The 13,996-nt window shown below is 36.8% G+C and carries 11 protein-coding genes and 3 pseudogenes; 11 read left to right on the forward strand and 3 right to left on the reverse strand.

All coding sequences use genetic code 11. The annotated features are described in order from the left end of the window. The first annotated feature begins 57 nt into the window (after positions 1-57). Entirely contained in the window at positions 58-570 is a 513-nt protein-coding gene (locus OSJ91_RS10540; protein ID WP_350302166.1) for a GNAT family N-acetyltransferase, read from the forward strand. An 84-nt stretch (positions 571-654) separates the two neighbouring features. Continuing rightward, positions 655-954 carry a hypothetical protein gene (locus OSJ91_RS10545; RefSeq protein WP_485891526.1) on the forward strand — a complete coding sequence of 100 codons (300 nt, stop codon included), beginning with the start codon at positions 655-657 and terminating at the stop codon, positions 952-954. Positions 955-995: 41 nt separating this feature from the next. Here OSJ91_RS10545 and OSJ91_RS10550 read toward each other — a convergent pair. Both OSJ91_RS10550 and OSJ91_RS10555 read right to left on the reverse strand, forming a co-directional pair. Next, positions 996-1,794 (reverse strand): annotated as a pseudogene (locus OSJ91_RS10550) (IS4 family transposase); the annotation flags it as partial. Positions 1,795-1,857: 63 nt separating this feature from the next. Next, entirely contained in the window at positions 1,858-2,406 is a 549-nt protein-coding gene (locus tag OSJ91_RS10555) for a helix-turn-helix domain-containing protein (RefSeq protein ID WP_350302167.1), read from the reverse strand. 255 nt (positions 2,407-2,661) lie between these two features. Here OSJ91_RS10555 and OSJ91_RS10560 point away from each other — a divergent pair. Together OSJ91_RS10560 and OSJ91_RS10565 are read left to right on the forward strand one after the other, a co-directional pair. Then, positions 2,662-2,835: pseudogene (locus OSJ91_RS10560) on the forward strand (TrmB family transcriptional regulator); the annotation flags it as partial. A gap of 60 nt (positions 2,836-2,895) precedes the next feature. Next, positions 2,896-3,792 carry a DMT family transporter gene (locus OSJ91_RS10565; RefSeq protein WP_485891527.1) on the forward strand — a complete coding sequence of 299 codons (897 nt, stop codon included), beginning with the start codon at positions 2,896-2,898 and terminating at the stop codon, positions 3,790-3,792. 523 nt (positions 3,793-4,315) lie between these two features. Here OSJ91_RS10565 and OSJ91_RS10570 read toward each other — a convergent pair. Further along, on the reverse strand, positions 4,316-5,875 hold the full coding sequence (locus OSJ91_RS10570) for a PucR family transcriptional regulator (protein WP_485891528.1): 1,560 nt from the start codon (positions 5,873-5,875) through the stop codon (positions 4,316-4,318). A gap of 159 nt (positions 5,876-6,034) precedes the next feature. On the opposite strand from OSJ91_RS10570, the gene OSJ91_RS10575 reads away from it, so the two are divergent. The 7 genes and pseudogenes from OSJ91_RS10575 (at position 6,035) to OSJ91_RS10605 (ending at position 13,533) form a co-directional block, all read left to right on the forward strand. Then, positions 6,035-7,402: an aspartate aminotransferase family protein gene (locus OSJ91_RS10575; protein WP_350302170.1), complete on the forward strand. Its 1,368-nt coding sequence runs from the start codon at positions 6,035-6,037 to the stop codon at positions 7,400-7,402. Beyond that, positions 7,383-8,081 carry a CoA transferase subunit A gene (locus OSJ91_RS10580; RefSeq protein ID WP_350302171.1) on the forward strand — a complete coding sequence of 233 codons (699 nt, stop codon included), beginning with the start codon at positions 7,383-7,385 and terminating at the stop codon, positions 8,079-8,081. The genes OSJ91_RS10575 and OSJ91_RS10580 overlap by 20 nt, the downstream gene beginning before the upstream one ends. Then, positions 8,066-8,725 carry a 3-oxoacid CoA-transferase subunit B gene (locus tag OSJ91_RS10585; RefSeq protein ID WP_350302172.1) on the forward strand — a complete coding sequence of 220 codons (660 nt, stop codon included), beginning with the start codon at positions 8,066-8,068 and terminating at the stop codon, positions 8,723-8,725. The genes OSJ91_RS10580 and OSJ91_RS10585 overlap by 16 nt, the downstream gene beginning before the upstream one ends. An 11-nt stretch (positions 8,726-8,736) precedes the next feature. Beyond that, positions 8,737-9,918 carry a thiolase family protein gene (locus OSJ91_RS10590; RefSeq protein WP_350302173.1) on the forward strand — a complete coding sequence of 394 codons (1,182 nt, stop codon included), beginning with the start codon at positions 8,737-8,739 and terminating at the stop codon, positions 9,916-9,918. Positions 9,919-9,943: 25 nt separating this feature from the next. Beyond that, positions 9,944-11,218: a peptidase gene (locus OSJ91_RS10595; protein ID WP_350302174.1), complete on the forward strand. Its 1,275-nt coding sequence runs from the start codon at positions 9,944-9,946 to the stop codon at positions 11,216-11,218. Positions 11,219-11,280: 62 nt separating this feature from the next. Further along, a complete protein-coding gene (locus tag OSJ91_RS10600) occupies positions 11,281-12,720 on the forward strand; it encodes an amino acid permease (RefSeq protein ID WP_350302175.1) in 1,440 nt (479 codons plus the stop codon). Between the two features lie 105 nt (positions 12,721-12,825). Then, positions 12,826-13,533, forward strand: a pseudogene (locus OSJ91_RS10605) (IS6 family transposase). Positions 13,534-13,996 lie beyond the last annotated feature (463 nt).

The raw sequence follows: 13,996 nt of genomic DNA on the forward strand, positions 1-13,996 counted from the left end.
TGGCTTAATACCGAATTAAAAGGATAAAGGGAAGTATTTTTGATGGGAGTTAGTTTAATGAACATAAAAACAAAAAGGTTATTGATACGTGAATTTGAATTCAAGGATTGGAAAGCTGTATATGAGTATACATCAGATATTAATGTTATGAAGTATATACCAGAAGAGGTTTTTACTGAAGAAGATGCAAAAGAGTTTGTAAATAAAAACAAAGGTGATAAGGCTGAAAAATTTCCTGTAGTACTAATAGATAAAGATATTCTTATAGGGCACATTGTTTTTTATAAGTATTTTGGTAAGCATACTTATGAGATTGGATGGGTGTTTAATCCAAAATATCAAAATAGAGGGTATGCTTCTGAAGCAGCACAAGCTGTTTTGGAATATGGTTTTAAAGAAATGAACTTACATAGGATTATTGCTACGTGTCAACCTGAGAATATTCCATCATACCGAGTTATGGAAAAGATTGGAATGAGAAGAGAAGGCTTTTTCAAAAAATGTATTCCAAAAGGGAATGAATGGTGGGATGAATATTATTACGCTATTTTAGAGGAAGAGTGGAAATGAACTGTAAAGAATTTTTAAGTATTTACTCCTTCAACAAAAAGGCGCAAGAACAACGATATAGATGCAAAAAAAGTAGATAAAGAAATGAAGGAAACTGTTATATCCAACTCTACATTTCTTTTTGCTTTAATCAAAAATGTAGATTGGATTACATTCAAATTTCCAGACCAAGAATTCTCTGTAACAAAAGAGAAATTACAAGATTGGTACAACAATAAATTGGATGGGTTTGAAAATGAACAAGACTTAAAGAAACTGATACAGGAACACCTGAAGTCTGTGGACTTAGTTATCAGTTTTTTCACCAGTAAAAGCAAGAGTGCTCTGAATAAGAGCACTCTTATTTTTAGGGTATTATCAACAACTATCTTTAACAGAGCCTAGTCTTTAATAAATCAAAGGGCAGGTTTGTTTAACAACTAATTCATATCAAGCTGAATGTATTCTATTTGCTTTTTTAACGTGCCATTGTTGAAGTATTCTGGCTTAGGGTTCTTGATATAAATGCGTGTATTCAGCTTCAACCGCGAGATATAGTAAGCCTTTTTATTATGAATGGCTTGTAAGTCCCTAAATCGAAGTAACCAAGATCACGCAAACACAAATCGCCCACCTCAACGGTTTCAAGGCAGATGGTACCGTATGTTTTATCATTATTCTTACCTGGTCCAAGCTGCACGTTAAGAAATTGACCACTAAGTAAATCATATTCCAATTGGATTTTCACGCCTGCCGTATTACTACTCCTACCTGAACCTTGATAGTCAGTGGCGAAATGATAAGGCAGTGAAACACTGCCGCATCTAAAATACGGATACGATTGAAAGTAGAGATCATGTGTGCAGAAAGCGATTGATTTGAACAGAGTTTTTGTGTGAGAAGAGAAGTAAAGACTTCTCGAAGAAATGCGACAGCTGCTGAATTAAAGCGTTGATTCAGTCCTTCTGAGCTCATCAGTACCCCAGTGGAAGCTTCTAACTGACTGCACAATTGTGTATGATGTGCAAGCGATTGCTTGACTGAGCCATACGCAAAGGGCAATGGATACTTACTAGATCGCTGTACAAAGCCAACTTGTTTAGCGATGTCTTGTAGGACTACTGGAGATAAAAAGTATTGTAGCTCTTGTGCGAAAAGATTCAGTTCATTTGAAATGATAGGGGATTCATCAAAAACGCCATCCTTTCTCGTAAACTTCTTACGATAAGCATAGCGTTTTTTCATTTTGAGGGTATGATTTTAACTCGCATGATGGGCATGGGGTACCGCCAGGGCGAGACCCCATTTTTAGTAGTAATAAATTATATCTATAAATTCAAGCACCGTATCCAGATGATTGATAAAGGTATGCGGAAGGGAGCAGTCAAAGTGGATAGAGTCACCTTCCCGAAGCACATATTCCCCTGTAGTCAGCTGAATCGTCAATTCACCCCGAATCACAAAAATATATTCCTGAGTTTTAGGAGCGTGACCATCAGAGTTATGCTTACAATTAGGCTGTAACTCAACCTTAAATAATTCAAAACTACGGTTTGGATTGGTAGTGTAGTAACAGTAGGAGACAAAGGAATTCTTATTCTCGGACTGCTTCTTGCAGTCGCTCTTGCGGATGACAACGGCATCATCTATTGGAGAATCAATCAGCCGGGTATAAGGCACCTGCAGGCCGATGGCAATCTTCCAAATCGTGTTGATGGTTGGGTTAGATCCACCTTTCTCTATCTGAGAGAGCATTACCTTACTGATACCGGACAACTCTGATAACTGACCGAGACTAAGATTTCGCTCTGTTCTTAACCTCTTTAAATTTGCAGAAATTATATCATTTAAGTTCATAGAAATCCCCCTATTGAAAAATATAACGAACATTCGTATAATATAACTAACGTTAAATGTAATAAACGATCGTAAAATATATTTTATAAGATTTCCGTTTACTATAGCAAGTGAAAAGGCAGTTCGAAAGGAGAATCATTATAAATAAGGTAAGGATTCAATTTATTTTGTCAATGCTGATTCTAGGAAGCATTGGTTTGTTCGTTAGGAGCATTCCGTTCTCATCTGACCAGATTGCATTGGCAAGAGCTATATTGGGCTGTGAAGTCAACAGATCCTGCTCTCGTTCTTATTGGTACTGAATATATTAGGCGCGACATTATGGTAGAAGAAATCACAAATACATTCGGTCCTGAAAAGCTAGATGAGCTATGGAAAGCGCGAGAAGATTTAATTAATGTAATGACAGGAAAAAACAGCTTAGCATAAAGCTGTTTTTTTACCAATTTATAGTAGTTATAATAATAACGACTTAGGGAGAGATGTTAAATGTATGCCAAATTAAAGTTTGCCATCTCCATGGCCATATTCGGTTCAATCGGTCTATTTTCAGAAAAAACAGGTCTACACTCGATTGAACTAGTTTTTGTCCGTTGCCTCTGTGCAAGTATTCTTTTAGGAACAATTTTGGGGGGGAGTACATTAAAAACACAACAACCGAGGGAAATTCCTATTCCTCGTAGAGAGTATTTACTTGCCTTATTATGCGGTGTATTCCTTATCGTAAATTGGGTGTTTTTCTTCCGTTCATTAGAAGTAATGCCTATTACTGTGGCTGTATCCATTTATCATTTAGCACCCGTTATTGTACTTCTCTTAGGGTCTGTTATTTTTAAAGAAAAAATAACAAAAATGGGATTAGTCTTTTTCTTTATTTGCTTTATAGGGACATTGTTAGTTGGGGGTATTCATCAACATACAACTGTGGCTGGATTTTTATCCACCGGTGTTTTATGGGTGTTTGCAGCAGCATTCTTCTACGCTCTAACTTCTATTACTGGAAAGGGAATTCAAATGCTTAGTCCTTTGTTAACAACCGTTATTCAAACAAGTCTGGGTGTTTTATTATTGATGCCATTAGTGGATTGGTCAAACTTTATGCATCTTACCTTTGAAAACTGGTTCTATATCCTTGTTACAGGATTTATACACACAGGATTTGTGTTTTATTTATTTTTCAGTAGTTTACGTGAGTTAAAGGCACAAACAATTGCTATTTTAGTGTTTGTTGATCCGGTTATCGCGATTTTACTTGATGTGACTATTTTGCACTACCGACCTGATGTTTATCAGCTTCTCGGAATATTTCTAGTGTTTGTAGGGGTCAGTTATTCTCCCAAAAAAGAAAGAAGTTTAGAAAAGAGTATATCCATTCGCTCAAACTAATAGTGTAGTTTAAGATAGTAAATAATAATGATGAATCTTGAGGTGGTGAAATTCCTTGTGGTTGTAAGGGATTTCATTTTTTGTGTGTTCCAAGAATCGACATTATGTTAACTAAAAATAAATAGAGTATACATGAGATAAAATGAAAAATGATCTTAAAAAAGGGGGAATCACTGCCTATCAATCCAAGAAAAAAGGTCACCCCCAAAACGATAAAATGATCACCTTTGTTACAAGAAGGTCTAAAATTTCGTTTTGGGGGTGCTGCAAAATTTTAATTTGAGGGCTATGGGGTAACGTCAATATTTCGGATATTTTGTACGCTAATCAAATTTTGACATAGATATAGCCAAATACCTGTAAGTTCTATGGTTTTATGTTTATTTAAGGGTCTTAGTGAGTTAATTGGTATTCTATTTGAATCAAATTTATATTCTCCAAGAAAATTAATATGTTCCTACCCTATTATAAGTCAGGGTTACAGTAAAAAGGAAAGGTGAAAGATTGTTAAATCCGTTCCACCTTACTGAATTTGAATGTTTTTTAATAATTTATATGCCAAAATAGCTAAGTATAACTTTATGCCATTATCATAATTGTTTAGGTCTAATCCAGTTTTTTTCTGTATCTGTTCTAACCTGTATTTTAGTGTATGGCGATGAATATATAGCTCGCTTGCTGTTTCTTTAATACTTTGATTGAAAAAAAGATAAGCTTCAAGTGTAGTAATGAGGTCTATACCTTTTGAATCAAATAGATTTCCAAGGTATTTTTGGTAAAATTCTTCTAAATCTACCCCTGATTCTTTCATTTCAATGAGTAATTGATATAAGCCAAAATCGTTATAATGGACTATGGATTTTGGTTTAAATAGAATTTGGGAAAATCGTGCTGCTTGCTCAGATTCAGCAGCACTTTTGTGTAATTGATAAATGTCGGCAGTTGTTTTACCAATACCTATAGCTATTTGTTCATTTGATAATGTCGAATTCCAACTATTTAAGAGGGTCTCAGCTACCTCTAAAATATTTAATCCAGGTTTTGCTTCCACCAAAATAATGACACTATCGGATTTTATCCTCATGAGGTAGGGGATTTTTGACTTTCCCATGGTGTATTGAATAATTTCGGTTAACTCATTGTATTTTTCCTTGATTTCCTCCTCTTTCAATAATGGGAAATAAATGTATATGATACTTTGTGGATTTGAAAGGTCTACTCCTAGTTTACGTCCTCTCTCGATCATATCTTTATTATTTGGGATTATAGGATTTAATACTTCTTCTAGGAAGTCACTAGTGAGCCTCAATTGTGTCTCCTCTACTGCTTTCCTCCTCAAAAATTCAATGGCATATACAGTAGTGGCATGCTCAATTGCAATTGAATCCAATTCTTCCGATAACCTTTTTTCCTTTATAATGAGTAGACTTCCGTAGGTATTTTTATTAGCTATAATAGGTTGACTATTAATTTTGTAGTTATCCATTTGTTTTTCATATAGATTTTTTAAATTGTTAATATCAATAAAGTCATGTTTTATGTAGGAACTTATTATTTCATCTTTTGCTATAAGGATTACACTTGCATCAATTATTTCATGAAGGGTTTTTGTAATAGGATCAAATCCGTGTTGTTCTAATACAAGCCTTGTAAAATCCTGATGGATTCGTAGTGAATATTCAAATGTTTGGCTTTGTTTGTTAACAATTTGTACCAGTAGTTCTTTTGTAATCATAGAAAAGTTTATGTTTGCAGGAATTTCAATTAAAGGTAAGGCAAATTCGTCTGCGATGGTAATAAATGATTTGGGAATTTCCTTTAAATAAAATCCTGTATATATAGCTATTCCAGATAGTTTTCCGATGGATAAAAGCTTTTCAAATTCCTTACGTTTCTTCGTATTTTCTCCTAATCCGAATCCTGTTGTGATCAAAAACTCTCCATCTTGTAAACGATGGATATCTTCAATTACCTCCACAATAGTTACCCATTTGATCCAATTTTGTAACCCCTTTTTTCCAGCCTTTAATTTTGTTTGTTTCATAATAGGTAGTTGCAAAGCTTCATAAATCCGAATAGCCATAGATAGCCCCCCTAGTGATTAAACTTAGTTATCCTATCATCCATTATACGCGGTGTATAATGGAACATCTATTTTTTCATACGTTTGTCAAATTGTTATTTGTCAGAAATTTTAATAAAGTTTTAATATACTCTTATAATTCCGAGGGAGATGTAATGGATGAAGAAACGAGATTATTTAATTAAACCGGTATTAGGACAGCAATATCCAATAGCTGCATCTGCAAAAGGCATATATATATATGATCAGGGTGGTAAGAAATATATTGATGGGTCGTCTGGAGCTGTAACGGTAAGTATTGGACACGGTGTACAGGAGGTTATTAAAGAAACCCTTGCACAGGCAGAAAAAATTTCATTTTCTTATAGATCACAATTTACGAATGAACCGGCTGAAAAACTAGCAGAAAAATTGAGTCAATTGGCTCCAGGAGATCTTAATTGGTCATTCTTTGTAAATAGTGGATCAGAAGCGACGGAGACAGCGATGAAGATTGCTATACAATATTGGCAAGAAAAAGGACAACCACAAAAAGATCGCATTATATCTAGGTGGACTAGTTATCATGGCATTACAATGGGAGCATTATCCATGTCAGGACATGTATTAAGAAGACAGAGGTTTGCAGCAATGTTAGCTGATTATCCTTCAGTGTCCGCCCCATACACTTATCGTCGACCTGATAATTTAACTGAAGAAGAATGGGGTCTTCTTTGTGCTCAAGAACTTGAAACGGAGATTAGGCGTATTGGGGAAGAACGTGTTGCTGCATTTATTGCCGAGCCAATTATAGGTGCTTCTGGGGGGGCTATCACTCCACCAGCTAATTACTATCAAAAAATCAAGGAGATTTGTGAGCGTTGTAACGTCCTATTTATTGCAGATGAAGTAATGACCGGAATTGGACGTACTGGGAAGATGTTTGCAATAGAACATTGGGATGTTACTCCGGACCTTATCACTCTAGGAAAAGGAATGAGTTCAGGGTATACCCCAATGGCAGCTACTCTAGTCAGTGATAAAGTTATGGAACCTATATTAAATGGATCTAAGTCTATTATAGGAGGCCATACTTATAGTGCTAATCCTCAATCTGCAGCAGTTGCACTAAAGGTTATTACATACGTTGAGAAACATCAATTGGTAGAAAAGGCAGAAGAACAAGGTATATATCTTATGAGTAAATTGAAAACGCTTTTAAATTCTTGCGAAATGATTGGGGACGTAAGAGGAAAGGGCCTTTTAATTGGAATGGAGTTTGTAGCCGACCGTGAAAAGAAAAACCCTTATCCACCTGAATTAAATGTAACAAATAGGGTAATTAAACAAGCCTTTGAAAAAGGGTTACTTGTTTACCCAGCGTCAGGAGCTATTAATGGAATGGGGGATGCTATTATCATTTCGCCACCTTTGGTTATTACAAAAGATGAAATTGATAGTTTAGTAAATATTTTAGAAGAAGCAATTTCTGAAGTGCAATGTGAACTCAACATGGAGGGCAAGATCAATGCTACTGTCCAAGTCTAAACAAGGAAAGGTAAGTACTTTAGAGGCTGCCCTTCAAAGAATTTCTGACGGATGTTCCTTAATGTACGGAGGATTTGGTGGCATTGGTACTCCCCCTACCATTATAGAAGGGATATTAAATAAAGGATGTAAACATTTAAGTTTAATAGGTAATGACGCAGGTTTCCCGGACGTTGGGGTTGGGAGATTGGTTAGTTCAGGAAGGGTGAAGAAACTAATTACTTCTCATATTGGCTCCAACCCAATAGCCGGTCAATTAATGAACAAGGGGGAAATGGAAGTAACATTTTCTCCACAAGGAACGTTGATTGAACGTATTCGAGCCGGTGGTATGGGATTAGGTGGTATTTTATCCGATGTGGGATTAGCCACTGTTGCAGAGGAAGGAAAGACACATATTACTGTAAATGGACAGGAATATTTGATTGAAACAGCATTAACTGCTGAAGTATCTATAATCCATGCTTCAAAGGCTGATTATCTTGGAAATCTCGTATTTGAAAAAAGCGCACGTAATTTTAACCCTTTAGTTGCTATGGCGGGGGATTTTACGATAGTTGAAGCAGATGAGATTGTTCAAGTTGGTGAACTTGATCCAGAATCGATTATAACCCCTGGAATCTTTGTAGATATGGTAATTCCAAGTGAAGGAGTGAATTGGAAATGGGTTTGGGAGTAGAAGATCGCCATTGTATCGCTAAGCGCGCTGCCCAAGAAATAGAAAATGGAATGATTGTTAATCTAGGAATAGGCATTCCTACATTAATTGCTGATTATATCCCACCAGATATTTCTGTCCAATTCCATGCCGAAAATGGAGTGTTGGGCACTGGCCCGACACCCAAAAGGAGTGATATTAATCCTAATTTATGTAATGCCGGTGGTTATCCCTGTTCTGTGGTTCAAGGGGCTTCCTTTTTTGACAGTGCTACTGCATTTGGTATGATCCGGCGAGGCCGTTTAGATGTTACCATTTTAGGAGCCCTTGAAGTAAGCGAAGAAGGCGACCTGGCAAATTGGATTGTTCCTGGAAAACTTGTCCCTGGTATGGGTGGGGCCATGGAGTTGGCTCAAAAGTCTAAAAAGGTAATTGTACTGATGAACCATACAAATAAACAAGGTAAATCTAAAATACTGAAGGAATGTACACTACCACTTACAGCTAAAGGTTGTGTTAGTTTGATCATCACTGAAATGGCTGTGATCGAGGTAACGCCACAAGGATTAGAGTTAAAAGAAGTTATGGAACCTTACACAGTGGAAGATGTAATTAAACATACAGATGCACAATTGAAAGTACTTAAAATCACAGGAAAAGTTTAGGAGTGATTGAAATGGAAGATGCCGTAATCGTATCAGGAGTTCGTACTGGAGTGGGTGCATTTGGAAAGTCACTTAAAAGTGCTTCCGCCACTGAAATGGGAAGACAAATATTGGAGGGTTTAATGGGGAAGACCACTCTTACCAAAGCGGATGTAAATGAAGTAATATTTGGACATGGCTATGTACATGGGGGAGGATTGAATTCAGCTAGAATATCATCGCAATTAGCTGGATTCCCAACGAGTGTTCCAGGACATGTTGTAATCAAGGCATGTGGTTCAAGTTTAAAAGCAATTACTAACGCGGCCTTAACGATTAAGGCCGGTCAAGAAGAGGTGGTAATTGCAGGTGGGGTAGAGAATATGAGTCAGGTCCCATATTTAGTTAAAAATAGATGGGGAACAAAATTTGGGAACGTAGAAATGGAAGATGCCCTATTAACTGATGGTTTAATTTGCTCGTTGGAAAATGAACATATGGGAATGACGGCTGAACGCTTAACGCGAATTTACAGTATCTCCCGCGAGGAACAAGATAAATTTGCCTTTGATAGCCATAAAAAGGCAATTCAGGCTATTGAAAATCATTATTTTCAAGATGAAATTTTGCCTGTTCAGGTCCCCGGTACGAAAGAATCTTACCTTTTCAGGACAGATGAGTCTGTACGCTCGGATATTCTGCTAGATAAATTAAAAAATCTTCCACCTGTTTTTAATAAAGATGGGTCAATCACTGCTGGGAATGCGTGCCCTATGAACGATGGTGCAGCAGCAGTATTAATGATGTCAAAAAAGAAAGCTATACAAAAAGGTATAAAACCTTTGCTAAAAGTGAGAGCGTTTTCTAGTGCTGGTGTAGAACCAGGTATTATGGGGATTGGACCTGTTCCTGCAACAAAAAAGGCACTAGAGTTAGCCGGATTAACTTTAGATGATATTGGTTTGATTGAGCTTAATGAAGCCTTTGCTGCACAGGCATTAGCTGTTATTAAAGAACTAGAGTTAGACTATTCAAAAGTAAATGTTAATGGTGGAGCTATTGCGTTGGGGCATCCAGTTGGAGCAACTGGTGCTAAACTAACTGTTAGTCTAATGAATGAAATGTTACGTACCAAAACAAAGTATGGAATGGTGACGCTATGTATGGCTGGAGGAATGGGGCTTACCGTCATATATGAAAACCTAACACTATAACCACATTAAAGCGAGGTGAACTGTATTGCAATTAATCAAAGCACAAATTCAAACATGGTTAAAAGAGCATTATGAAGAAGGTACAGAATTATTACAACGACTTGTACAATCTCCTAGTATTTCTAAAAATGAGGCAAAAGCGCAATCAATAATCACTGAAGTATTGTCGACTATGGGGTTAAAGGTGGATGCCTGGGAGCCATGTGGAAAAGAATTAACCGAAAGTCCCTACTTTTGTTCGTCAAGGGATGATTTTACAGGAAGTCCTAATGTTGTAGGTGTTCTACCTGGAACAGGTGGTGGCCGTTCCATAATCTTAAACGGACATATTGATGTTGTCCCTGAAGGTGATCATGAACAATGGACAGATGATCCCTATAGTGGAGCTATTAAGGAAGGAAAAATGTATGGTCGTGGTGTTACGGATATGAAAGGTGGGCTAGTTTCATTTCTTTTAGCCTTACAAGCCATTCTACAACTCGATATTAAGCTTAGAGGCGACGTTATTTTTCAGAGTGTTATAGAAGAAGAGAGTGGTGGAACAGGGACTTTATCTACTATTCTAAAAGGCTATAAAGCTGATGCTGCACTAATCACTGAACCTACTAATATGAGAGTTTTCCCTAAACAGCAAGGATCCATGTGGTTTAGGATCTTTGTCAAAGGACGATCAGCCCACGGGGGAACACGATATGAGGGAGTAAGCGCTATTGATAAAGCAATGATACTAGTGGAGCAAATCAGGGCTTTGGAGTTTAACCGGAATCAACGTATTAATGATCCTTTATACGAGCAGACCCCTATCCCTATTCCTATTAATATCGGAGTTATTTCAGGAGGAAACTGGCCATCTTCAGTACCTGATTTGCTAAAAATAGAGGGAAGAATGGGTATAGCACCTAACGAGAAGATAGAAGATGCACAACATGAAATGGAGGAATGTTTACAACAACTATCAGTCCTAGACCCATGGTTTAAAGAAAATCCACCTGTCTTAGAATGGTTTGGTGCTCGATGGCTACCAGGGGAAATCGATCTTGAACATGATTTGATGAATACGTTAGTTCATCAATATAGAGAAACTACTGGTGAAGAACCCGTGATAGAGGCTTCTCCTTGGGGAACTGACGGGGGATTACTTACAGAAGTAGGGGAAATTCCAACGGTAGTTTTTGGACCAGGAACAACGGAAATGGCACACTTCCCAGATGAGTATATTGAATTGGATAAAGTTTTTAAATCTGCAGAAATTATTGCATTAACTATAATTCAGTGGTGTAGTATCAAGAACAATATCTGAATTAAAGGAAATGCCATAATTAGTACATGCATAAAACGGCTGATTTAATTTAGGAGGGTATTATGGCTGAATTAGATAATGAACAAGGTCTCAAAAGGGTAATGAAAAGTCGCCATTTATTTATGATTGCTTTAGGTGGTGTAATCGGTGCAGGATTTTTCAACGCTTCAGGTTTTACGATTAGTCAGGCAGGCCCTATAGGCGCAGTTTTAGCCTATATGATGGGCGGACTTATTATGTATTTAGTTATGCTATGCTTAGGGGAATTGACAGTGGAAATGCCAGTATCTGGATCTTTCCAAGCTTATGCGACTAAATACATTCATCCATCGACAGGTTTTACAGTTGGGTGGATTTATTGGATTGGGTGGTCTTCTACCGTAGCCTATGAAATTATCATTATAGGTTCACTGATGCAAAGATGGTTCCCTGATATTTCTCCATGGATCTGGTCGTTAATTGCAGGAATTGTACTATTTTCTGTTAATGCCCTTTCTGCACGCAGCTTTGCAGAAACAGAATTCTGGTTTGCGAGTATCAAGGTAATCGCTATAATCTCTTTTATCTTTATTGGGTTAGCCGTTATTTTTGGTATTGTACCAATTGAAGGTGAACCAGCAGCTCCTTATTTTACTCACTTAACAGAATTTGGCTTCTTTCCTAATGGAATATTTGCAGTAGTTATTGCTATGATGGCTGTTAATTATTCGTTAGGTGGTACGGAACTTATAGGAATTGCTTCTGGTGAAAGTGAAAATCCTGAGAAGACGATCCCTAAGGCTATAAACCAAACTGCTTACCGAATAATATTATTCTTTGTTTTGTCAATAATTATCGTTGTTTCTATAGTTCCTTGGCAACAAATCCAACCAGCTGCTAGCCCGTTTGTTACTGCACTAGATAACATCGGTATACCATATGCAGCCGATATTATGAATTTTGTAATTATTACCTCATTACTATCTGTTGCTAACTCTGGTCTTTATACTACAACTAGGATGTTATACTCTCTTTCTAGTTCTAAGATGGCACCAAGATCCTTTCAAAAGTTAACCCAAAAAGGTGTGCCTTTACTTGCTTTAACGGCTAGTATGGGAATCTCCTGTGTGTCCATTCTTGTTTCAAAAGTAGCGGCTGAAACTATTTATACCTGGATTCTTTCTGTAGCAGGAATGGCATCCATGTTGGCTTGGATGAGTATTGCGGCATCTCAGTATTTTTTCCGCAGACGATATGTAGCTGAAGGAGGAAAAGTTAGTGATCTAAAATTTCGGACCCCACTTTACCCTTTAGTTCCTATCTTGGCATTTGTCTTTAATCTAGTTGTATTAATAAGTTTAGTATTTGACGAAGGAACTAAATTGACTATTTATATTGGTGTTCCAGTAGCCATTGCTTTTCATTTGATATATATTTTATTTTTGCAAAAACGCGGAAAGAAAGATGTTGGGTCATCGGTTCAAGAGGATTATGAAAAGGTGCGCTTAATTAATAAAAGTTAAACATAAAAAGTGGTTCTGGTGCAAAAACTTCAAAACAATTGCAAACAATCTCTAAATCTTGGACATACTGATATTATTACTCTAAAAAAAAGGAGAATGATCAGTATGACGAATGAACATTTATTTAAGTGGAAGCACTATCAGCCGGAAATGATTATGTTAACGGTGAGATGGTACCTGCGGTACAGTTTGAGTTTTCGTGATTTGGTAGAAATGATGGATGAACGAGGTTTATCTATCGCTCACACAACCATTATGCGTAGGGTTCATCAATATGGACCTGAATTAAATGAAAGAGTACGGCGTCACCTCAAGCCAACAAATGACTCTTGGAGAGTCGATGAAACGTATGTGAAAGTAAAAGGTCAATGGATGTAGTTGTATCGTGCAGTCGATTCAGAAGGGAATACGATTGACTTTTATCTAAGTGAATCAAGAGATAAACAAGCAGCCAAGCGCTTTTTCAAGAAAGCCTTGGCTGCTTCTCATGTTTGTAAACCTCGTGTCATAACAGTGGACAAAAACCCAGCCTATCCCGTAGCGATTCAAGAGTTAAAAGAAGAGAAACGTTTGCATGAAGGCATACAAATAAGGCAAGTTAAATATCTCAATAATATGGAGGAACAGGATCATCGTTTTATAAAGAAGCGAGTTCGTTCGATGTTAGGATTGAAATCATTTCGTACAGCTACTTACATACTGAGTGGCATAGAAGCGATGCATATGATTAAAAAGAAGCAGGTTTACCAAGGGGGGAAGTCTGCCCAAAACCAAAAAGAATTCATCCATAAACTGCTTGGGTTAGCTTCATAAATTAGCAATTTAAAGGAAACGGACATTCTATGTTTCTAGCGAGTAATTTTTGCACCAGAACCAAAGAAAGTAATTAGGTGATTTAATGTTTATTATAGTGATTAGTACAGTGTTGGCGGTAATACTGATGATTCAAGCGATTAGGGTAAAAGATTATATATGGTTGTGTGTTTCATACCTATTGCGTGTTTAATAGTCCTCTCCCTTACAGATATTTTAGATTTATCCTCAGTAGGGCTGTAAGTCTTTCTTTTTATATAATTTTTATCCTGACCATCTTTTTATGTGGTTATTATAGCGCAAAAAAAGATATTAAAGAAAATTCGGATGGTTCCTCTGATTAAATGAGGGTAGGTTTACATTGGATTTTTCATTTTGACGTTTGTGAAAGGTCACTTTTACGAACTTTTTTTCTTTTTACTAGTTGATTTTGCTGATTCCTTTTAATTAGTTCATTATCTAC

It is taken from the genome of Bacillus sp. T-10(2022) (genome assembly GCF_056502895.1).

Excerpts from the sequence above, each read along its gene's own strand:
- OSJ91_RS10540 (WP_350302166.1), top strand. The coding sequence starts at position 58 with ATGAACATAAAAACAAAAAGGTTATTGATACGTGAATTTGAATTCAAG.
- OSJ91_RS10545 (WP_485891526.1), top strand. The coding sequence starts at position 655 with ATGAAGGAAACTGTTATATCCAACTCTACATTTCTTTTTGCTTTAATC.
- OSJ91_RS10555 (WP_350302167.1), bottom strand. The coding sequence starts at position 2,406 with ATGAACTTAAATGATATAATTTCTGCAAATTTAAAGAGGTTAAGAACA.
- OSJ91_RS10565 (WP_485891527.1), top strand. The coding sequence starts at position 2,896 with ATGTATGCCAAATTAAAGTTTGCCATCTCCATGGCCATATTCGGTTCA.
- OSJ91_RS10570 (WP_485891528.1), bottom strand. The coding sequence starts at position 5,875 with ATGGCTATTCGGATTTATGAAGCTTTGCAACTACCTATTATGAAACAA.
- OSJ91_RS10575 (WP_350302170.1), top strand. The coding sequence starts at position 6,035 with ATGAAGAAACGAGATTATTTAATTAAACCGGTATTAGGACAGCAATAT.
- OSJ91_RS10580 (WP_350302171.1), top strand. The coding sequence starts at position 7,383 with ATGCTACTGTCCAAGTCTAAACAAGGAAAGGTAAGTACTTTAGAGGCT.
- OSJ91_RS10585 (WP_350302172.1), top strand. The coding sequence starts at position 8,066 with ATGGGTTTGGGAGTAGAAGATCGCCATTGTATCGCTAAGCGCGCTGCC.
- OSJ91_RS10590 (WP_350302173.1), top strand. The coding sequence starts at position 8,737 with ATGGAAGATGCCGTAATCGTATCAGGAGTTCGTACTGGAGTGGGTGCA.
- OSJ91_RS10600 (WP_350302175.1), top strand. The coding sequence starts at position 11,281 with ATGGCTGAATTAGATAATGAACAAGGTCTCAAAAGGGTAATGAAAAGT.